The 19,955-nt window shown below is 71.0% G+C and carries 19 protein-coding genes; 5 read left to right on the top strand and 14 right to left on the bottom strand.

Translation table 11 applies throughout. The features are described from left to right. Positions 1–116: 116 nt before the first annotated feature. Positions 117–2,228: a molybdopterin-dependent oxidoreductase gene (locus tag ASE01_RS14490; protein ID WP_235536031.1), complete on the top strand. Its 2,112-nt coding sequence runs from the start codon at positions 117–119 to the stop codon at positions 2,226–2,228. A 13-nt stretch (positions 2,229–2,241) separates the two neighbouring features. Then, positions 2,242–2,664 carry an alternative ribosome rescue aminoacyl-tRNA hydrolase ArfB gene (arfB, locus tag ASE01_RS14495; protein WP_056753309.1) on the top strand — a complete coding sequence of 141 codons (423 nt, stop codon included), beginning with the start codon at positions 2,242–2,244 and terminating at the stop codon, positions 2,662–2,664. 32 nt (positions 2,665–2,696) lie between these two features. On the opposite strand, the gene ASE01_RS14500 is transcribed toward arfB, so the two are convergent. The 9 genes from ASE01_RS14500 to rimP form a co-directional block, all read right to left on the bottom strand. Further along, on the bottom strand, positions 2,697–3,902 hold the full coding sequence (locus tag ASE01_RS14500) for a molybdopterin-dependent oxidoreductase (RefSeq protein ID WP_056753312.1): 1,206 nt from the start codon (positions 3,900–3,902) through the stop codon (positions 2,697–2,699). A 26-nt stretch (positions 3,903–3,928) separates the two neighbouring features. Next, the gene (locus tag ASE01_RS14505; RefSeq protein WP_056753315.1) at positions 3,929–4,945 is read right to left on the bottom strand and encodes a hypothetical protein; all 1,017 of its coding nucleotides are present in this window, start codon (positions 4,943–4,945) and stop codon (positions 3,929–3,931) included. Between the two features lies 1 nt (position 4,946). Beyond that, positions 4,947–5,906 carry a bifunctional riboflavin kinase/FAD synthetase gene (locus ASE01_RS14510; protein WP_056753318.1) on the bottom strand — a complete coding sequence of 320 codons (960 nt, stop codon included), beginning with the start codon at positions 5,904–5,906 and terminating at the stop codon, positions 4,947–4,949. Positions 5,907–5,944: 38 nt separating this feature from the next. Continuing rightward, complete coding sequence (gene truB / locus ASE01_RS14515; protein WP_056753322.1) at positions 5,945–6,802, bottom strand: tRNA pseudouridine(55) synthase TruB; 858 nt, start codon at positions 6,800–6,802, stop codon at positions 5,945–5,947. Then, the gene (gene rbfA / locus ASE01_RS14520; protein ID WP_056753325.1) at positions 6,802–7,287 is read right to left on the bottom strand and encodes a 30S ribosome-binding factor RbfA; all 486 of its coding nucleotides are present in this window, start codon (positions 7,285–7,287) and stop codon (positions 6,802–6,804) included. The genes truB and rbfA overlap by 1 nt, the downstream gene beginning before the upstream one ends. A gap of 89 nt (positions 7,288–7,376) precedes the next feature. Then, complete coding sequence (infB, locus tag ASE01_RS14525; RefSeq protein WP_056753328.1) at positions 7,377–10,253, bottom strand: translation initiation factor IF-2; 2,877 nt, start codon at positions 10,251–10,253, stop codon at positions 7,377–7,379. 143 nt (positions 10,254–10,396) lie between these two features. Next, entirely contained in the window at positions 10,397–10,717 is a 321-nt protein-coding gene (locus ASE01_RS24035) for a YlxR family protein (protein WP_321164127.1), read from the bottom strand. Between the two features lie 73 nt (positions 10,718–10,790). Further along, positions 10,791–11,759, bottom strand: coding sequence for a transcription termination factor NusA (gene nusA / locus ASE01_RS14530; RefSeq protein WP_056753331.1), 969 nt, complete (start codon positions 11,757–11,759; stop codon positions 10,791–10,793). Next, a complete protein-coding gene (rimP, locus tag ASE01_RS14535; RefSeq protein WP_056753334.1) occupies positions 11,759–12,289 on the bottom strand; it encodes a ribosome maturation factor RimP in 531 nt (176 codons plus the stop codon). Before rimP ends, nusA begins: the two co-directional genes overlap by 1 nt. A gap of 68 nt (positions 12,290–12,357) precedes the next feature. Between rimP and ASE01_RS14540 the strand changes: the two genes are divergently transcribed. Both ASE01_RS14540 and ASE01_RS14545 read left to right on the top strand, forming a co-directional pair. Continuing rightward, on the top strand, positions 12,358–12,858 hold the full coding sequence (locus ASE01_RS14540; protein ID WP_056753338.1) for a hypothetical protein: 501 nt from the start codon (positions 12,358–12,360) through the stop codon (positions 12,856–12,858). Next, positions 12,858–13,301 (top strand): ferritin-like domain-containing protein, encoded by a 444-nt coding sequence (locus ASE01_RS14545; RefSeq protein ID WP_056753340.1) that lies wholly within the window; start codon positions 12,858–12,860, stop codon positions 13,299–13,301. The genes ASE01_RS14540 and ASE01_RS14545 overlap by 1 nt, the downstream gene beginning before the upstream one ends. A gap of 283 nt (positions 13,302–13,584) precedes the next feature. Here ASE01_RS14545 and ASE01_RS14550 read toward each other — a convergent pair whose 3' ends face one another. From ASE01_RS14550 to ASE01_RS14565, 4 genes are all read right to left on the bottom strand, one after another. Further along, a complete protein-coding gene (locus ASE01_RS14550; protein ID WP_056753342.1) occupies positions 13,585–14,304 on the bottom strand; it encodes an HAD family hydrolase in 720 nt (239 codons plus the stop codon). A 3-nt stretch (positions 14,305–14,307) separates the two neighbouring features. Then, on the bottom strand, positions 14,308–16,077 hold the full coding sequence (locus ASE01_RS14555; RefSeq protein ID WP_056753344.1) for a proline--tRNA ligase: 1,770 nt from the start codon (positions 16,075–16,077) through the stop codon (positions 14,308–14,310). A 66-nt stretch (positions 16,078–16,143) separates the two neighbouring features. Next, complete coding sequence (locus ASE01_RS14560) at positions 16,144–16,512, bottom strand: DoxX family protein (protein ID WP_056753346.1); 369 nt, start codon at positions 16,510–16,512, stop codon at positions 16,144–16,146. Positions 16,513–16,546: 34 nt separating this feature from the next. Next, entirely contained in the window at positions 16,547–18,298 is a 1,752-nt protein-coding gene (locus ASE01_RS14565) for an FAD-dependent oxidoreductase (protein WP_056753349.1), read from the bottom strand. A gap of 150 nt (positions 18,299–18,448) precedes the next feature. Between ASE01_RS14565 and ASE01_RS14570 the strand changes: the two genes are divergently transcribed. Then, positions 18,449–19,081 carry a TetR/AcrR family transcriptional regulator gene (locus ASE01_RS14570; protein WP_056753352.1) on the top strand — a complete coding sequence of 211 codons (633 nt, stop codon included), beginning with the start codon at positions 18,449–18,451 and terminating at the stop codon, positions 19,079–19,081. A gap of 5 nt (positions 19,082–19,086) precedes the next feature. Here the strand turns inward: ASE01_RS14570 and ASE01_RS14575 are convergent, their stop codons facing one another. Continuing rightward, positions 19,087–19,932 carry a GNAT family N-acetyltransferase gene (locus ASE01_RS14575; RefSeq protein WP_082606067.1) on the bottom strand — a complete coding sequence of 282 codons (846 nt, stop codon included), beginning with the start codon at positions 19,930–19,932 and terminating at the stop codon, positions 19,087–19,089. Positions 19,933–19,955: the final 23 nt, after the last annotated feature.

The following is a 19,955-nucleotide window of genomic DNA, read 5'->3' on the forward strand; positions in this document are numbered from 1 at the left end:
CCGACGACAACCGCACAAGGCTAACAGCGGGGTTCGTGGGGCCACGAATCGCTGATGGCCCGAGGTTGGCCGCGCAGGTCATGGCGCTGGCCTCCCGCACATGTGACGATGCCAGCGTGGCGGAACAGAAGATCGGCGTGTGCAACCTGTGTGAGGCGACCTGCGGTCTCCTCCTGACCATCGAGGACGGCCGGGTCACCGGTGCCCGCGGGAATCCGGACGACCCGCTCTCCCGGGGACACATCTGCCCGAAGGGCGTGGCACTCGGCGACATCCATGCCGACCCCGACCGGCTGCGCCGTCCGGTCCGGCGGATCGGGAAGGGACCCGACGCCCGCTGGGAGGAGATCGGCTGGGACGAGGCGCTGGACATCGTCGCCGACGGCATCGCACGCGCCGTCAACGCCCACGGCGACGACGCGTTCGCGCTCTACCTCGGCAACCCCAACGCCCACAGCCTGGGTGCGCTGACCCATGGCCTGACCATGGTGCAGACCTTCCGCACCCGCAACAAGTTCAGCGCCACCTCGGTCGACCAGCTCCCCCACCAGCTCATCGGCCACCAGCTCTACGGCCACCAGCTGCTGCTCCCGGTGCCCGACATCGACCGGACGTCGTACTTCCTCGTCTTCGGCGCCAACCCGATGGCCTCCAACGGCTCACTGATGACCGTGCCCGACTTCCCCGGGCGGCTGCGCGAGCTGCACGAGCGAGGCGGCCGGATGGTCGTGTTCGACCCGCGGCGCACGGAGACCGCGAAGGTCGCCGACGAGCACCACTTCGTCCGGCCGGGCACCGACGCCTGGGTGCTGCTCGCGATGCTCCACACCCTGTTCACCGAGGGACTGACCGCGCCGGCGTCGTACGTCGACGGGCTGGCTGCGGTCGAGGCCGCCGTCGCCGGCTTCACGCCTGAGGCGGCCGAGCAGGCGAGCGGAGTGAGCGCGGAGGAGATCGTGCGGATCACCCGCGAGTTCGCCGCAGCGGACGGCGCGGCCGCCTACGGCCGGATGGGCGTCTCGACCCAGGAGTTCGGACTGGTCTGCCAGTGGGCGGTCCAGCTGCTCAACCTCGTCACCGGCAACACCGACCGGGTGGGCGGAGCCATGTTCACCTCTCCCGCGATCGACGCCGTCGGGCGTGGGCTGATCGGCCGGGGTCATCACGACCGGTTCCGCTCCCGCGTTCGACAGGCGCCCGAGTTCGGCGGTGAGCTGCCGGTCTCCGTGCTGCGCGAGGAGATCGAGACACCGGGCGAGGGCCAGGTGCGGGCGCTGCTGACCATCGCGGGCAACCCGGTGCTGTCGACACCCGACGGCGTGGCGCTCGACCGCGCGATCGACGGGCTCGACTTCTGTGCGTCGATCGACATCTACCTCAACGAGACCACCCGGCACGCCGACGTGATCCTGCCGCCGACGACACTGCTCGAGCGCGACCACTACGACCTGCCGTTCCACGTCCTCGCGGTGCGCGACACCGCCAGGTTCACCCCGGCCGTCTTCCCCAAGTCCCGCGACCAGCGTCACGACTGGGAGATCTTCCGCGACCTCCACCTCCGCGTGAACCGGCGGCTCGAGCGGAAGGCTCCGCTGCGGCGACGTCTCGTCGCCGAGGCCAGGCTCCGGATGAGCCCCACCTTCCTGATCGGGATGCTGCTGCGCACGGGCAGGTCCGGCGTCACGCTGACCCAGCTCCGCAAGCACCCGGAGGGTGTCGACATCGGTGCCCTGCAGCCGGACCAGCTGCCGTCGCGCCTGTTCACCCGCGACAAGCGGATCCAGGCGCTGCCCGACCTGGTGGCAGGCGATCTCGACCGGCTCCGTCGTCAGGAGGTCCCCACGGGCGAGGAGCTGCTGCTCATCGGCCGTCGGCACCAGCGCGACTGCAACTCGTGGATGCACAACACCGACCGGCTCACCCGCGGCAGGACCCGCCACCACCTGCTGATGCACCCGGCCGACCTCGATGCACGCGGCCTGGTGGACGGCGCACTCGTCACCGTCGCCTCGCGGGTCGGCAAGGTCGAGGTCGAGGTGAAGGCCACCGAGGACGTCATGCCCGGCGTGGTGTCACTCCCCCACGGCTACGGGCACCAGCGCGACGGCGTACGTCTGGCGGTCGCGAGCCAGGTCGTCGGCGTCTCGATCAACGACCTGACCGACCCCGACCGACTCGACGTCTCCGGGAACGCCGTCCTGTCGGGCGTCCCGGTCACCGTCTCCTGACCGGGGACGGCACGTGGATCTCGAGGTCCCGTCGGGCCCCGGCCTGCCCACGGGACTGAGCATCCCTGACACCGAGCTCGTCGAGAGGTTCTCCCGGTCGCCGGGGCCGGGTGGTCAGTCGGTGAACACCACCGACTCCCGGGTCGAGCTGGCGTGGGACCCGGCGACCTCGGCCGTGCTCGACGACCGGCAGCGCGAGCGCCTGGTGGCCCGCAGCGGCGGGCCGCTCACGGCGGTCGCCCACGAGCACCGCTCGCAGCACCGCAACCGGGTGGCTGCCCGGGAGCGTCTCGCTGCGCGCGTGCGCGAGCTGCTGGCGCCCCCGCCGGCACCCCGTCGGGCGACGCGGCCCACCCGTGGGTCGAAGGAACGCCGGTTGGAGGCGAAGCGTCAGCGCGGGCAGACCAAGCAGCTCCGGGGACGCGTCGAGGACTGACCCGACTCCGCTCCCCCCGGATGTTCGGACGGTCAGACGACCGTGACCGGGTGCCGCACGACCGCGTCGAAGAAGTACCCGTTGGGGTTGTACGCCGCGATGTCGGGCTGGGTGCGCCCGCGCACGTCGGTCGCCCGGGCGAGCAGCTCGTGGGCGCCGGCTCTCGGCGAGCGCCACGTGTGGCTCCACTGCGACCAGCTGTGCCCGGAGGTACGACGTCCGCGGCCACGCCCCCGCTCCGGGTGCAACCGGGCCGGGCTCCACGTCGTACCGCCGTCGGTGCTGACGTCGACCCGGGCGATGGGTGCGGCGCCCGACCAGGAACGGCCGGTCAGGGTGAGCGCGCGAGCGCCGGGCAGCTGTGCGTCCCACGGGAGCTCCCAGGCCGATCGCACCGGGTTGACGCCCAGCGGACCGCCGACGTTGTACCACTGGGCGTTCCAGGGCGAGGTGAGCTCGCTGGTCGACACCTCGAGGTCGCCGAGCCACTTGATGCTGGCGATGCCCACCCACCCGGGCAGCACCAGACGCAGCGGGAACCCGTGGTCGGGCAGCAGCGGCGCGCCGTTGGCCCCCCAGGCGAGCAGCGCGTCGTCGAGCGCCTTCCCGATCGGGAAGGGCCGGCGCACCGGACCGACGTCGACGCCCTTGTCGACGTGGTGCGGGTCCAGGCCCGCGCCCTGCACCGAGACGGCGTCGCGGCGCACGCCCGCCCACGCCAGGACGTCGCGGAGCCGCACGCCCTGCCATCTCACAGCGCCCACCGCGCCGAGGGTCCACGGCGTCCCGGATGCCTTGCGGCCCTGCTGGGTGTCGTAGAAGCTGCGCCCGTTGCCGGTGCACTCGTGCACCGAGGTCACCTCGACGTGCCGGAAGCGGCGGCGCAGCTCACGCAGACCGATCGAGACACCCTGTGCGCGAACCAACCCGTCGCCGTGGATCCGCAGCCGGTAGGTGTCGGGGTCGATCACGGGCGTCACGGTGTGGTTGCGCACGAAGAGCCGCGACTGAGGTGTGAGGTGCCGATCAGGGTCGACCGACTCCCAGCGGGTCTCGGCGTTGGTCCCGTGGTCCGTGAACCATGCTGCGGGCAGCGGCTTGATGATCGAGGGCGACCCGGCGGCCGCGCGCTCGAGGAAGGGGCCGACCAGCGGGCCGACCTGGGCAGCTCCTGCTGCAGCGAGTCCGGCGATCGGCAGGCCCAGCACCGAACGGCGACGCACGTGGTTCTCCGTCATGCCCGAAGATTAACACGATTAAGTCACTAGAGATTGTCAGTGAATCCGTCCCGCAGCGACCGGTAGGCCACCCGGGCGCTGACCGCCCGCTCGAGCTCGCGGATCACGACGGAGAAGAACTGCCGCCGGTACAGCTCGTCGGTCACGGCGTACACGGTGAAGTAGAGGCCGCTGAACGCGGCCAGGAAGGTCGAGACCCGCAGCAGCTCGAGGCTGAGCCGCTCCCCCGCCACCTCGCCGAGCGGACCCTCGAGCGGGTGGAGGGTGCCGCCGGTCCAGGTGCTGACCACCGACGGCTCCATCGCGACCACTCCGAAGACGATGAAGAAGGCGAAGACGGCCAGTGCCAGGAGCAGCACCTGGACGGCCTGGGCGACCAGCAGGACCAGCACCAGGTTGGCCTTCTGCAGTCCGGTGACCTCGGCATCGACCGAGCCCACCTTGTCCACCCTGGCGGCGAGACCGCGCGCAGCCTCTTCGAGCGGTGTGCCGGCGCAGGCCTCGACCAGCTGCGCCGACTCCACCTCGTCGTCGACGTTGTCGAGCTCCTCGGGCAATCGGGTCAAGAGGAACCCGACCGCGATCGCGGCGAACAGCAGGACCGTGACCCAGAGGATCCCGCCGTCGAGGCTCGCGGCGACCTGCCAGACCTCGGCATTGATGAACAGGAAGGTGATGAACAGGAGCAGCAGGGGCAGCGCGCGCGTCACCAGCGGCAGCACCAGCCCGAGCGAGCGGAAGGTGCGCCGGACGGCCCAGCCGACGATGATCCACGCCCGCAGGGTCGCGACGGCGTACGTCGCCAGCACGGCCCCGCCGATGGTCAGTCCGGCACCGAGGCCGGCGGCCGCACCGAGCCAGGCGCCCACCAGTGCACCGCCGAGGGCACCCACCAGGACCGACCCCGCGAACACCGCGACCAGCCGCGCCCGCTGCAGGCCACGCGCGACGCCCGCGCGGAAGTCGTCGACGAAGTACGGCAGGCCGTGGTCGACGAACCACCGCTCGGCGGCGGCGACAGCCGCCGCGTTGTCGTCGGTCACCTCAACCGACGAGGATCGTCCGGGCCCGCGCGACGTCGTCGGACATCGCCACGAGCAGGTCGTCGATCGAGTCGAAGCGCACCATCCCCCGCAGCCGCTCGACGAAGGAGACCTCGACCTCGCGGCCGTAGAGCTGGAGGTCGGTGCGGTCGAGCACGTAGGACTCGACCCGCCGCTCCCGCTCGCCAGCGAACGTCGGGTTGGTGCCGACACTGATCGCCGCGGGGTGGGTCGTGCCGGCGTCCGGCCCGTCGAGCACGGTCAGCCGTCCGGCGTACACGCCGTCGGCAGGGGCGGCCGCCCCTGCCCGGACGGGGACGTTGGCCGTGGGGAAGCCGAGCTCGCGTCCCCGCTTGTCGCCCTCGATCACCACGCCGCGGGTGCTGAACTCGCGGCCGAGCGCCTCGGCGGCACCGGTCACGTCACCGGCGGCCAGGCAGGTGCGCACGTAGGTCGAGGACCAGACCTGGGGTCCGCCGTCGAGGCTGACCTCCTCGAGGACGAAGTCGTGGTCCTGCCCGGCGGCACGCAACAGGTTGCAGTCACCCGCGGCGCGGTTGCCGAAGCGGAAGTTCCCGCCCACCACCACGGCGCGCACGTGCAGGGCATCGACCAGGATCCGGTCGATGAACTCCGCGGGTGTCCAGGCGGCGATGTCGCGGGAGAACGGGATGACCAGGACGTCGTCGACACCGGCCTCGCCCAGCAGCCGCAGTCGCTCGTCGATGGTCGTGATCGTCGCCGGTGCGTGCTCGGGCCGCAACACGGCGATGGGGTGCGGATCGAAGGTCACCGCGACCACACCGTCGATCGGGGTGTCCGCACCGACCTCGGCCGCGACCTCGCGGGCCCGCTGGACGACGTGCTGATGTCCCAGGTGCATGCCGTCGAAGTTCCCGATCGTCACCACCGTGCGGCCGAGATCGCTCGGCACCTCGGAGAAGTCGCGCCACACTCGCACGGCGGCAACTCTCCCACACCCGGGTGCGCGAGCCGGAATCAGCCGACGAACACGGCGGCCGGGCGGGCGATCTCGCCCTCGGGCCGGTAGAGGGCGAGGAACTCGCCGTCGGGCGCGAACACCCCGGTCAGCGTGTCGATGTCGAGGGCCAGCGCGCGTCCGTACCGGACCGACTGCGCCTGCTCCTCGTCCAGGTCGAGCACCGGGAAGCACTGCCGCGCTGCGTCCTCGATGGCGATGGCGTGCAGGTGGTCGAGGTCGGTGTTGGCGCCGGACAGGGTGAACGGGCCGACCGCGTGACGGCGCAGCGCCGTCAGGTGACCACCGACGCCCAACGCGGCACCGAGGTCCCGGGCGATCGCGCGGATGTAGGTGCCGCTCGAGCAGCGGACCCGCACCTCGAGGTCGAGGAACTCCCGGTCGCGACGGAACTCGCCCGCGACGATCTCGTGGATCCGCACCGGGCGGGCCTTGAGCTCGACCTCCTCGCCGGCGCGCGCCAGGGCGTAGGCGCGCTTGCCGTCGACCTTGATCGCAGAGACCGTCGAGGGGATCTGCTCGATGTCGCCCTCGAAGGCCGTCAGCGCCGAGAGGACCGCGTCCTCGGTGACGTGCGCCGCCGAGGTCGTGGCCGTGACCTCGCCCTCGGCGTCGTCGGTCGTGGTGACCTGCCCGAGCCGCACCGTCGCCGCGTAGGTCTTCTCGGTCAGCATCAGGTGCCCGAGCAGACGGGTGGCGCGCTCGATCCCGAGCACCAGCACGCCGGTCGCCATCGGGTCGAGCGTGCCCGCGTGACCGACCTTGCGGGTGCCGAGGGTACGACGCACGCGCGCGACGACGGCGTGGGACGTCATGCCCGCAGGCTTGTCGACGACCACGAGGCCGGAATCGGCCATCAGGCGCGGTCGTCCCGCTCGTCCAGCCCGTCCTCGTCGTCCGGGTCCAGGTCGTCCTCGTCGAGGACCTCGCGGGGCTTCTTGTACGGGTCGGCCTCACCGGCCGGCTCCTTGCCCTCCCGGACCGCCGCCACGGCGGCGTCGGCCTCACGGGCCCGGGCCAGCACCTCGTCGAGCTGACGGGCGGACTCGGGGATGCCGTCGAAGGCGAAGGCGAGGCTGGGCACGGTACGCATGCCGAGCTGCTTGCCGACCTCGGCGCGCAGCACGCCCTTGGCGGACTCGAGCGCAGCAGCGGTGTCGGCCTGGACCTCGCCGTCACCGAGCACGGTGTAGTAGATGGTGGCGTTCTGGGCGTCGCCGGTCATCCGGACCTCGGTGATGGTCACGAACCCCAACCGGGGGTCCTTGATCCGTCGTTCGAGCATCTCGGCGACGATCACCTTGATCCGGTCGGCGATCTTGCGCACGCGCGGGCTGGCCATGGTCTGTTCCTATCAGAGAGATGTTGCTCGGAGAACGCCTGTGCCGCCCGACCCGCGCGGGGTCGGGCGGCACAGTCAGTGCACAGCGATCAGCTGCGGGGGATTTCCTTCATCTCGAAGGCCTCGACGATGTCGCCTTCCTTGATGTCCTGGAAGTTCTTGAGCACGAGACCGCACTCGAAGCCTTCCCGGACCTCGGACGCGTCGTCCTTCTCCCGCTTGAGGGAGGCCAGGTCGAGGTTGTCCGCGACCACGGCGCCATCACGGAGGATGCGCACCTTGGCGTTGCGACGCAGCACTCCACCGATGACCATGCAGCCTGCGATGTTGCCGATCTTCGAGCTGCGGAAGATCGCACGGATCTCCGCCTGGCCGAGGGTCGACTCCTCGTACTCCGGCTTGAGCATGCCCTTGAGAGCCGCCTCGATCTCCTCGATCGCCTGGTAGATGACCGAGTAGTAACGAATCTCGACACCTTCCTTGTCGGCCATCTGGCCCGCCTTGCCCTGCGGCCGGACGTTGAAGCCGATGATGATCGCGTCGGATGCGGCGGCCAGGTCGACGTTGGTCTCGGTGATCGCGCCGACACCACGGTCGATGACGCGGAGGCTGACCTCCTCGCCCACATCGATCTGGGCCAGGGCGTCCTCGAGAGCCTCGACAGAACCGGACACGTCGCCCTTGAGGATGAGGTTGAGCTCCTGGCTCTCGCCCTTCTCCATGGAGGCCATGAAGTCCTCGAGCGTACGGCGGACGCGACGCTTGGCCTGCATGGCCGCACGCTCGCGCGCCTCGCGCTTCTCGGCGATCTGGCGTGCCATCCGGTCGTCCTCGACGACGAGGAAGTTCTGACCGGCGCCGGGGACGGCGGTCAGACCGAGCACCATCGCGGGACGCGACGGGTCGGCTTCCACGATGTTGTCGCCGTGCTCGTCGAGCATCGCGCGGACCCGGCCGTGGGCCGGCCCGGCGACGATCGAGTCGCCGACGCGCAGCGTTCCGCGCTGGACGAGGATCGTCGCGACGGGACCGCGGCCCCGGTCGAGGTGAGCCTCGATGACCAGGCCCTGGGCGTCCTGCACCGGGTTGGCCCGAAGGTCCAGCGATGCATCGGCCGTCAGGACGATCGCCTCGAGCAGCTTGTCGAGGTTGAGGCCGGCCTTGGCCGAGACGTCGACGAACATCGAGTCGCCGCCGTACTCCTCGGGAACGAGGCCGTACTCGGAGAGCTGACCACGAACCTTGGTCGGGTCGGCGCTCTCCTTGTCGATCTTGTTGACCGCGACCACGATCGGCACGCCGGCCGCCCGGGCGTGGTTGAGCGCCTCGACCGTCTGCGGCATGACGCCGTCGTCGGCCGCGACCACCAGGACGGCGATGTCGGTCGCCTGGGCACCACGGGCACGCATCGAGGTGAACGCCTCGTGACCCGGGGTGTCGATGAAGGTGATCCGGCGGTCGTTGCCGTCGACCTCGGTGTGGACCTGGTAGGCACCGATGTGCTGGGTGATGCCACCGGCCTCGCCGGCCACGACGTTGGCGTCGCGGAGCGCGTCGAGGAGCTTGGTCTTTCCGTGGTCGACGTGACCCATGACGGTCACGACCGGCGGACGGATGACGAGGTCGTCCTCGCCGCCCTCGTCGGCACCGAACTCGAGGTCGAACGTCTCGAGCAGCTCGCGGTCCTCGTCCTCCGGGGACACGATCTCGACGACGTAGTTCAGCTCGTCACCGATCAGCTCCAGGGTCTCGTCGCCCACCGACTGGGTGGCCGTGACCATCTCGCCGAGGTGGAAGAGCATCTGCACGAGCGACGCCGCGTCGACACCGATCTTGTCGGCGAAGTCGGTCAGCGAGCAGCCGCGGGCCAGACGGATCGTCTCGCCGCTGCCCTTGCGGACCCGCATGCCGCCGATCGTCGGGGCCTCCATGGCCTCGAATTCCTGGCGACGCGCACGCTTCGACTTGCGACCGCGACGGGCGGGACCACCCGGGCGACCGAAGGCACCCTGGGTCTGGCCACGCTGGCCGGGACGGCCACCACCGGGACGACCGCCACCACCGGGGCCGAAGCCACCGGGGCCGCGACCGGGTGCACCGGCACCGGCACCTGCGCCGGCACCACCGGGGCCACCGCGACCGGGGGCACCCGGACGTCCGGGACCACCGGGACGGCCACCGGGGCCGCCGGGGCCACGACCGGCACCCGGGCCACCGGGACCACGGCCACCGGGGCCCTGGCCGAAGGCGGCCGGGGACTTCGGCATCATCGCCGGGTTCGGACGGGGCATGCCCGGACGCGCGGCAGCGCCACCGGCACCAGCCGGCGGACGCGGGCCGGCGGGACCGGCGTCACCCTCGCGCGGCGCCGGGGCGGGGCGGCGGCCCATGCCCTGGCTCGGAGCGAACGGGTTGTTGCCCGGACGCGGAGTTCCACCGGGCTTGCCGACGGGACGCGGCGCGGGGGCCGGAGCCTTCGGCGTCGGCGGCTTGGGACCAGCCGGCTTGGCGGCAGCAGGGGCCGGGGCCTCGGCAACCGGAGCAGGCGGCTCAGGGGTCGGTTCGGGCTCGGGCTCGGGAGCCTTGGCCGGGCCGGGACGCGGGCCCGGGCGCGGGGCCGCGGGCTTGTCCTCCACCGGGGCGACAGGCGCCGGAGCGGCGGCCTCCACCGGAGCGGGGGCCTCGGCAGCGGCAGGGGCCTCGACCGGGGCGGGGGCCTCGGCGGGCTTGCGCGGGGCAGGGCGGGGCGCCGGCTTGGCCGGAGCGGCAGCGCCGGCGTCGCCGGACGGCTGCATCTTGGCAAGGAGCTCGGCGCCGTACGTCGACTCGAACTTCTTGACAGCAGGAAGCTCGACGCTCGACGACGCCGTCTTGGCGAACTCTCCGATCGCGCTCAGCTTCTCCAGCGCTTCCTTGCTGGGAATGCCGTACTTCTTCGCGAGTTCTGAAACTCGGGTCTTGGCCACGGTTCTCCTTCTGGCCCAAGACCCGGGGAGGATCTCTAGACCGTTGGTGGGTGGTGCAGAACGAACTGGCTCATCGCGAGGTACTCATCGAGTGCTCATGAGCTGCTGCTCCAGTCTTTCGGTGGTTGATTCGGTCAGGTTGATCAGTGCGCGGTGAGGTACTCCCCCACCGGCACAGTGGAGAGCCCACCCTGCCCCTGCGTCAGACGCAGTGCACGGGAGAAGGCTTTCCGCCGTACCGCGAGGTCGTAGCAACCGCTGGTGGGGTGCAGGTGCGCCCCACGACCCGGTGCAGTTCCCTCCGGATCGGGCAGGACGGCTGGTAGGCCGTCAGGTCCCGAGCCAGCGGTCACCCGCAACAACTCGCGCTTGGCAGCCCGCTGCCGACATCCGATGCAGGTCCGGACAGGTCCCTGGTCAGGGATCTGGTCGAGTTCCACGGGAGATTTCAGTCGGCGAGCCACCAACCGGAAACTCTACCGCTAGTACGGTCGTGGGACCGAACCGGCGAGCCCCCGGGCCCTCAGTGGGAATCGATCAGGCTTCCTCGTCGGAGTGGATGTCGATGCGCCAGCCGGTCAGGCGGGCCGCGAGGCGGGCGTTCTGGCCCTCCTTGCCGATCGCGAGCGACAGTTGGAAGTCGGGAACGACCACGCGAGCCGAGCGCGCAGCAGCATCGACCACGGTGACCGACTGCACCTGCGCCGGCGACAGCGCGTGCGCCACCATCTCGGCCGGGTCCTCGGACCAGTCGACGATGTCGATCTTCTCGCCCGCGAGCTCCGCCATGACGTTGCGGACCCGCTGGCCCATCGGGCCGATGCAGGCTCCCTTGGCGTTGACGCCCGGCACTGCCGAGCGTACGGCGATCTTGGTCCGGTGGCCGGACTCGCGGGCAATGGCGGCGATCTCCACGGTGCCGTCGGCGATCTCGGGCACCTCGAGCGCGAAGAGCTTCTTGACCAGGTTGGGGTGCGAGCGCGAGAGCGTGATCTGCGGCCCCCGCATGCCCTTGCGCACCGAGATCACCAGGCACTTGATCCGGGTGCCATGGCTGTAGTCCTCGTCGGGCACCCGCTCGCTGGACGGCAGCTGCGCCTCGAGCTTGCCCAGGTCGACGAGCACGTCGTCGGGGTTGCGGCCCTGCTGGATGATGCCGGAGACGATGTCGCCCTCCTTGCCGGAGAACTCACCGAACCGGATCTCGTCCTCGGCGTCGCGCAGCCGCTGCAGCATGATCTGCTTCGCGGTCGTCGCGGCGATCCGGCCGAAGTCGGCCGGGGTGTCGTCGAACTGCCCGACCTTGTTGCCCTCGTCGTCCAGCTCGTCGGCGAGCACCGACACGTGGCCCGTCTTGCGGTTCAGCTCCACCCGCGCCTGGGGGTTCGACCCCGGGGTCTTGTGGTACGCCGTGAGGAGAGCCTGCTCGATCGCCTCGACGAGCACCTCGAACTTGATCTCCTTCTCGCGCTCCAGGGTGCGCAGGATGCTCAGGTCGATGTCCATCAGTCAGCGTCCTCATTCGTCGTCTCGTTGCTGTGCTTGCGGTTGAACTCGATCTGCACCAGTGCCTTGGCGACCTCGGCGTACGACACCCGGACCTCGGCACCCGAGACCTCCAGGGTGACGCCGTCGTCGTCGCTCGCGCCGACGCGGCCCACGATCTCGGCCTCGCCATCGGCGCGGGTGATCTTGACGAGTCGGCCCTCGTTGCGCCGCCAGTGGCGGGGCAGGGTGAGGGGGCGGTCGACACCACGCGAGGTGACCTCCAGCGTGTAGGGCAGCTCGCCCATCACCTGTGATCCGCCGCCGGGTCCGTCGGCCTCGAGGACCTGGTCGATCATCTTGGTGGCCGACGCGACGTCGTCGAGGGTGAGTCCCCCGTCGGTGTCGATGGCGACGCGCAGGACGCGTCGCTTGCCGGCCGGGCTGATCTCGACGGCCTCGAGATCGAGGCCCAGCTCGGCGAGAGGTCCGGTGAGGACGTTCTCGATCCGCTCGGCTGTCGCTCCGTGAGCGCCCTGTCCCGAACCCATGTCGAGTCCTCCCGTGTCCTGTTGTGGCTGTGCGTTCACCACCCTACCGCTGCGGATAGGGTTCCCGCGTGTCCAGGAGCCCCCTCCCCCTCAGCCGCCGCGGTCTCGTTGCCGGCGGGCTCGCAGGGACCGCCGCGCTGCTCGGCGGGTGCGACGCCGTGGGCGACCTGCTCGACGGCGACGACGAGCCGGGCGTGTCGGGTGCCGTCACCCCGACCGCCCCCGCCGTCGACGCCGACAGCGCCCTGGTGAGCGAGGTCACCCAGGCCATCGCGGCCACCAGCGCCCTCGCCACCGCGACGGGGACGACCGTCGCCGCCCTGGCGAGGATCGGCACCCACCTGGCCCGCATCCACGACGCCCACCTGGTCGAGCTCGGCGGCGCCGACCCGGCCCAGGCGCCCGTCGTCCCGACCGATCGGGCCACGGCCCTGAAGGGCCTGGTCCTGGCCGAGCAACGCCTGCAGGACCGCCTGGTCCTCGCCGCCGGCGCGGCACGGAGTGGCGCCCTGGCCCAGGTGCTCGCGTCGATGGCGGCCGCCGTTGCCCAGCAGCGGGCGGTGATGTGATGGGCGAGCCCACCCCCACGCCGGCCGACGACGCGACCGAGCCGCTCCAGGTCGCGCTCGCCGCGGAGCACGCCGCGGTCTTCGTCTACGCCGCACTGGGCGCCCAGACCTCGCGCACGTCCTCGGCCCCCCTCTATGCACGGGTCACCCGTGCCTATCTCGTGCACCGCAACCGGCGCGACCGCCTCGCGGCGATGATCGCCGCCACGGGTGCCGACCCCGTGCCCGCCGAACCCGGCTACTCGTTGCCTGCTGAGCTCGGGACCGCCACCGCGGTCACCGCCCGGGCCCGCGAGCTCGAGGAGGGTGCCGCCTCCACCTACGCCTACCTCGTGGCGAGCACGAGCGGCGCGGCCCGGACCTGGGCGGTCGAGGCGCTTCTCGACGCCGCGGTGCGCGGACTGGGCTTCGGCGCCCGCCCGGAGCGACTGCCCGGGATCTGAGCGGCATCGGAGCGCACGCGTCGAGGCCCGCAAAAACGCCAGCGGTTCGCGGCCTCGGTCTCCGGGAGACTCCCGAGACGTCCCCCGAAGACGGGGCCGCGAACCACTGGTGACCGGGGACAACGGTCATCAGGTGACGGGAGAGGTGGGGCTCACCGATCACCTGTGCACAATCATGCAACAGAACGCCCCCGGGGTCTGTAGCTCGCTTTCCTCATAAATGTGCACTGCACAAACCTGCAATCACGGGCGCCAGAGCCAGCGCCCGCGGTCCGCGCAGGAGTCAGCGCCAGGGGGCGAGGAGACCGGGAATGTCCGCCAGCCGGTGCGCAGTCGCGTCCGGCTCGCCCTCGCTGTGTCCGACCTGGTCGGACGGGATGGCGCTGTGCGGCACGTGGATGGCGCGCAGGCCTGCGTTCTGCGCACCCCACACGTCGTCGAAGAGCCGGTCGCCGACGTACACGCACCGGGACGCGTCGCTCACACCGACCGCGTCCATCGCGGCCCCGAAGGCACGGGGCGAGGGCTTGGTCCACGGGATCTCGCTCGAGTAGACGTCGCCGTCGATGAGGTCGAGCACCCCGTCGCGCTCGAAGAAGCCGCGATGCCAGGCACGTGGCCAGATCGTGTTGGACAGGACCCCGACCTTGATCCCCTCGGCACGCAGCCAGGTGAAGAGCGGAGCGACCTCAGGGTCGGTGAGGGTGTGCGGCTCCCAGAACTCGTAGTACGCCGCGAGGAGCTCTGGGTCGTGATCGAGGCCTGCGGCGGTGAACAGGTCGCCGATCGTCGCACTCTGCTGGTGGTCCCTGCTCCTGCCCCAGATCTCGCCACCCGCGCTGTGCAGGCGGGTCGCGACGGCATGGTGGTCGTCGGAGGTGTCCGGGGTGGCCCGGACCGCCTGGGCGAGCGCCAAGGACTCCGCGTGGAAGTCGATGTCGTGCCAGGCAGTGAGCGTGCCGCCCCAGTCGAAGATGACCGCCTCGACGGCACCGACGGCCACAGCTCAGCCCCGGACCAGCCCGAGCAGCGCCTCGACGGCGCCGTCCAGTGCGAGTTCCTGCTTCTCGCCCGTACGACGGTCCTTGACCTCGATCAGGCCGTCGACGACGCCGCGCCCCACCGTGACGATGGTGGGCACACCGATCAGCTCGGCGTCCTTGAACTTCACGCCGGGGCTGATCTTTCCGGCGCGGTCGTCGAAGACGACGTCCACACCGGCAGCGACCAGGCCCGCGACGAGCTGCTCGGCGGCCTCGAACACGGCAGCGTCCTTGCCCGCGGCGACCACGTGCACGTCGGCCGGGGCGATCTCGCGAGGCCAGCACAGCCCGATCTCGTCGAGGGTGTCCTCGGCGATCGCAGCGACCGCTCGGGAGACGCCCACGCCGTACGAGCCCATCGTGACGGTGACCAGCTTGCCGTTCTCGTCGAGCACCTTGAGGTCCAGCGACTCGGCGTACTTGCGGCCGAGCTGGAACACGTGGCCCATCTCGATGCCGCGTGCGGACTCGAGCGTGCCGCCGTCACAGTTGGGGCAGGCGTCGCCGTCACGCACGTCGGCCGCCTCGATGGTGCCGTCGGCGGTGAAGTCGCGTCCAGCCACGAGGTCGACGACGTGGCGACCGGGCTCGTCGGCCCCGGTGACCCAGCGGGTGCCCTCGGAGACGCGGGGGTCCAGGAGGTAGCGGATCGCGCTGGTTCCCTCCTCGCCGAGCGCCCCGGGACCGATGTAGCCCTTGACGAGCGAGGGGTGCTTGCGGAATTCCGCCTCGTCCATCGCCTCGACCTCGATGGGCTCGAGCTGACCCTCGAGCCGCTTCTGGTCGACCTCGCGGTCGCCGGGCAGACCGATGGCGAGGGGCTCGCGGGTGCCGTCGGGGTGCTTGAGCACGACCAGGACGTTCTTCAGGGTGTCGCCGGCCGCCCAGGGACGGTCCGCACGCGGGAACGCGCTGTTGAGGTGGTCGACGAGGCTGTCGATGGTGGGCGTGCCAGGGGTGTCCTCGACGTGCGCGGCGGGTGCGTCGTCGTACGACACGGCGGCGGGAGCCGGCACCTGGACCGCCTCCACGTTGGCGGCGTAGTCGCACGCCGTGCAGCGGACGTAGGTGTCCTCACCGACGGCGGCGTTCGCCAGGAACTCCTCGGACTTCGAGCCCCCCATCGCCCCGGCGGTCGCCTTGACGATGACGTAGTCGAAGCCGAGCCGGTCGAAGATCCGGACGTAGGCGTCGCGGTGCTTCTGGTACGACACCTCCAGGCCGGCGTCGTCGACGTCGAAGGAGTAGGAGTCCTTCATGATGAACTCGCGCCCGCGCAGCAGTCCCGCCCGGGGACGCGCCTCGTCGCGGTACTTCGTCTGGACCTGGTACAGGCTCAGCGGCAGGTCCTTGTAGGACCCGTACATGTCCTTGACCAGGAGCGTGAACATCTCCTCGTGGGTAGGGCCCAGCAGGTAGTCGGCGCCCTTGCGGTCCTTGAGGCGGAAGATCCCGTCGCCGTACTCGGTCCACCGGTTGGTCGCCTCGTAGGGCTCACGGGGAAGCAGCGCGGGGAAGCTGACCTCCTGGGCGCCGATGGCGTCCATCTCCTCGCGGATGATGCCCTCGACCTTGCGCAGCACCTTCAACCCCAGCGGCAGCCAGGTGTAGATGCCCGGCGCAGCGCGACGGATGTAGCCGGCCCGCAGCAGCAGACGGTGGCTCGGGACCTCCGCGTCCGAGGGGTCCTCACGAAGGGTTCGAACGAACAGGGTGGACATCCGCATCAGCACGGGCGCAACCCTACGGCTGCGGAGCCGGTCGCCGCGAACCAGTAACCCTTCGAGGCGACGACGTGCTCAGGCGGTCCGTGCCGCCTTGAGCATCCCGCGGATCATCGGCCACTGCAGCGGCACGCGTGCCGCCGTGATCGCCTTGTAGGCCGTGTTGTCACTCCCCTGCGCGTCGACGGCCATCTTGGCGTTGCCCGGCAGGACGCCGGCGAGCAGTGCAACGCTGGCGTACGCGGCGACCTTGCGGGTGCGCGGGTGCAGCATGCCGGCGGCGCACGCCAGCTCGGCGACACCACTCCAGATCACCCAGTCGCGGGCACTTCCGGGGAGCTGCTCGGGGATCAGGGGCTCGAACACCTCGGGCTTGACGAGGTGCACGACACCACTGACGGCGAACGCGCCGGTGACGGCCTTGGCGGTGATCGGAAGCGACATGGGACCAGCCTGTCAGATCCCCGGTGGCTGCAGCTCAGACGATGTCGAGCAGGTTCTTCTGGCCGAGCTTGTAGAGCAGCTTGTCGGCCGCCTTGAGGACCGCGAACTCCGGCGGGTCGTACATCCGGAAGGTCTTCACCCGGGTCGCCTTCGAGCGGGACTCCTCGAGGATCGCGTTGACGGCATGGCGGGCGGACTCGTTGGCCCCCTCCATCGTGGCGAGGTCGATGTCGGTCTGCACGAAGTCCCCGCTCATGAGGAGGTTCGGGACCTTCGTGCGGGCGGTCGGGCGCTTGTTCCAGGTGTCGACCGTGTTCACGAGCAACGGCGTCTCGTTGGTGTTGCGCCCTGCGGAGGCGTCCCACTGCACGCCCGGGTCCAGGAACCACGAGTGCACGATGCCCTCGGGCAGCAGGTCGCCGAAGGTGTGGTGGTCACGGATCTGGGCGAGCACCTCCTCGGCGATCTCCTGGCGGGTGCACTCCTTGGCAGGCTTCCCGTAGAGGATGCCCGGCGCGTCCCAGTTGGAGATGTCGACCGAGAGGATGTCGACGACCTCGCCGTCGCCGTAGTCCCGCGAGATCACCCGGTCCTCCCAGAAGGCACCCTGGGTGAGGGCCGTCAGCGACCACGGCGAGTCGATGAACGTCATGTGCCCCTTGGTGAGGTCGGCACTGGCACGCAGGAAGTACTGGATGCCGACCATCCAGTCGGTCTTCAACGACTGGAGGCCCTTGAGTCCCGGATCCAGCGCGAGGACGTTCGAGGTCAGCGTCGGGATCGCCCTCTCGACCGGCATCGCGCTCACGAACCAGTCGGCCTCGACCCGACTGGTGGCGCCCGATGCGCTGGCGAGCACTGCGGCCGTGATCCGGCCGCCACTGGTCTCGTAGCGGACCAGGCGCTGGCCGCTCACGAAGCAGACGCCGCGGCCGCGCAGGTAGGTCATCCAGGGGTCGATCCACGCCTCGTTCGTCGGCAGGTCGAGGACGCGGTCGAGTGCGCCGTCGTTGCCGCGGCCCATGATGTTGTAGACGAAGGCCTCGCCCATGTTGCCGATCGTGCGGGTGCTGGCGATCGTCTCCTTGGCGGCGACGAGGTTGCGGGTCAGGCCGGCCGCGAGGATCTTCTGGTAGGGCTGCGAGCGCTTGCCAGCGCCCACGAAGTCCCACCAGCTGACCTTCTCCCACTGCCCGAGGCGGCGCTCGTCGCAGCTGGTGAGGAAGACCAGGAGCCGCTCGACGAAGTAGACGAGCTCGTGCGCCGGCACCGCGTGCCCGCCGAGGGTGTCGAGCAGGGACCGGCGCAGGCCGTCGACGGAGAGCAGCTGCACGGGGTCCGGACCGATGCCGAAGACGAAGGCGTCCGCGTGGTCGCCACCCCGCAGGAACTTGCCGCCGCTGGCGGCCACGAGGTTGTCACCGACGGTGCCGGAGCCGAACGGGATCCGTCGCATCGTCTCGGGGACGTGGTGGTAGAAGCCGGGGAAGAACCGGAAGCCGTGCTCCCCCGGCAGGTCGGCGCGCCCGCCCGTGCCGGTGCCTGCGAACGGGATGCTCCGCGCCTTGCCACCCCACGCGGACGGTTCGAAGACGGTGACCGAGAAGCCGCGCTCGATGAGCTCGTGGGCGGCCGTCAACCCAGCCATGCCTCCCCCGAGGACGACGGCGTCCTTGCCGGGCGTCGCCGCGAACGCGGCGCCCATCCCGACGCCCGCGAGAGCGGCACCGGCGCCGACGGCGGCCGAGGACGAGAGCAGGGTACGGCGGTCGAGACGCTGCGTCATTGGTGATCTCCCCACGAGGCCAACCGACACTGGTGTCGGTAACTGTTGGAGGCGAGTATTGTGACTGGCACCACACCAGGTCAAGGGCTGCGCACCGCTGTTTCCGACACAGGTGTGGGTCCCCGCCCGCGCCGATGACAAGGAGAACGAGTGACGACCACCGGAACGGTCCGGCGCCGGCTCAGTGCGCCCGTCCGACGTCAGCGGATCGAGGCCGCCGCGGTCGAGGTCTTCGCCGAGCGCGGCTACGACGCCTCCTCGGTCGGCGAGATCGCGGTCGCCGCCGGCGTGACCCGGACGGTCCTCTACGACCACTTCCGCTCCAAGCGCGAGCTCTACCTGCAGGTCCTCGAGAGCCAGAACGCCGCCATGCTCGCCGAGGTGGGCGCGGGCATCACCGGCGCCGGGGCCGGACCGGACCGGCTGCGGTCCACCGTCACGGCGTACCTCACCTTCGCGCGGGCGCGACCGGCGTCGCGACGCCTGCTCGTCGACCCGATCCCGACCGGCGACCCCGAGCTGGACCGGGTCATCGGGGCCTTCCGCTCGGCCCGCACCCAGGCCGTCGCCGCGATGCTCGCGCCCGACCTCGCCCTGTCCGGCGTCGACCCCGGCTCCACCGCGTCCTCCGTCGTCGTCGAACTCCTCATCACCGGCGTCGACGGCGTGGCACGTTGGTGGCAGGAGCACCCGGGCGTGACACTCGAGGAGGTCGCCGATGCGGCTGCACGGCTCCTGTGGAACGGACTGCCGCGCTCGGGAGGACTCGACGCCCCCGGCTGAGCTCGTCAGAACATCACGGTCGCGAAACGCTCGTTCTCCACGAAGCCGACCCGCTCGTAGACCGCGCGTGCACTGTGGTTCCAGTCGTTGACGTACAACGAGACCGTCGGCGAGATCCGAGCCCGCACCTGCTGGACCACGGCGGCCATCCCGGCGCTCGCCAGGCCCTGACCACGTCGGTGCGGGGGCACCCAGACCCCCTGGATCTGGGCGGCGTCCGGACTCGCGCAGGCCACCTCCGCCTTGAAGACGAGCTCGTCGCCGTCGTACCGGACGAACGACCAACCGCGGCCGATGAGCTGGGCGACCCGGGCACGGTAGAGCTCGGAGCCACCGCCGTACTCCGGCGACACCCCGACCTCCTCGGTGTACATCGCCACGCACGCCGGGTAGAGCGTCGCGATGTCGTTCTGCACACCCGCCCGGACACCCTGGTCAGGGCTCACCGCCGGCGGGCCGTCGATGACGAGGTGGCGCTGGTCCCACCTCATGTCCCGCGGACTCCCCCAGTGCGGACCGACCTCGCCCCAGAACGCACGCACCGCGTCCTGCGGGCCCACGATCGTCGAGGCCGTACGACGCCGCGACAGCGCGCGCTCGGCAAAGGCGACGGCGGCCTCCGGGTCGGCCTCCACCGGGACCAGGTTGGCGGCGACGTGGCAGGCAGCCACGAGGTGGCCTCCGTCGAAGCGTCCCCACATCTCGCCACCGAGCCACCGCGGCTCGAGGTTGGTGGTCTGCGCCCGATGGATCGCGAAGACGTTGACGACCGGATTCCGCCCGGCAAGGGCGAGGAACGCCTCGAGGTCGGGCGCCCCGAGCACGCGTACGCCGTGGCGGGTGGTCAGCACGGGGCCAGCCTAGTGTCGGAGCG

The organism is Nocardioides sp. Root190 (genome assembly GCF_001428565.1).
Taxonomy (GTDB): domain Bacteria; phylum Actinomycetota; class Actinomycetes; order Propionibacteriales; family Nocardioidaceae; genus Nocardioides.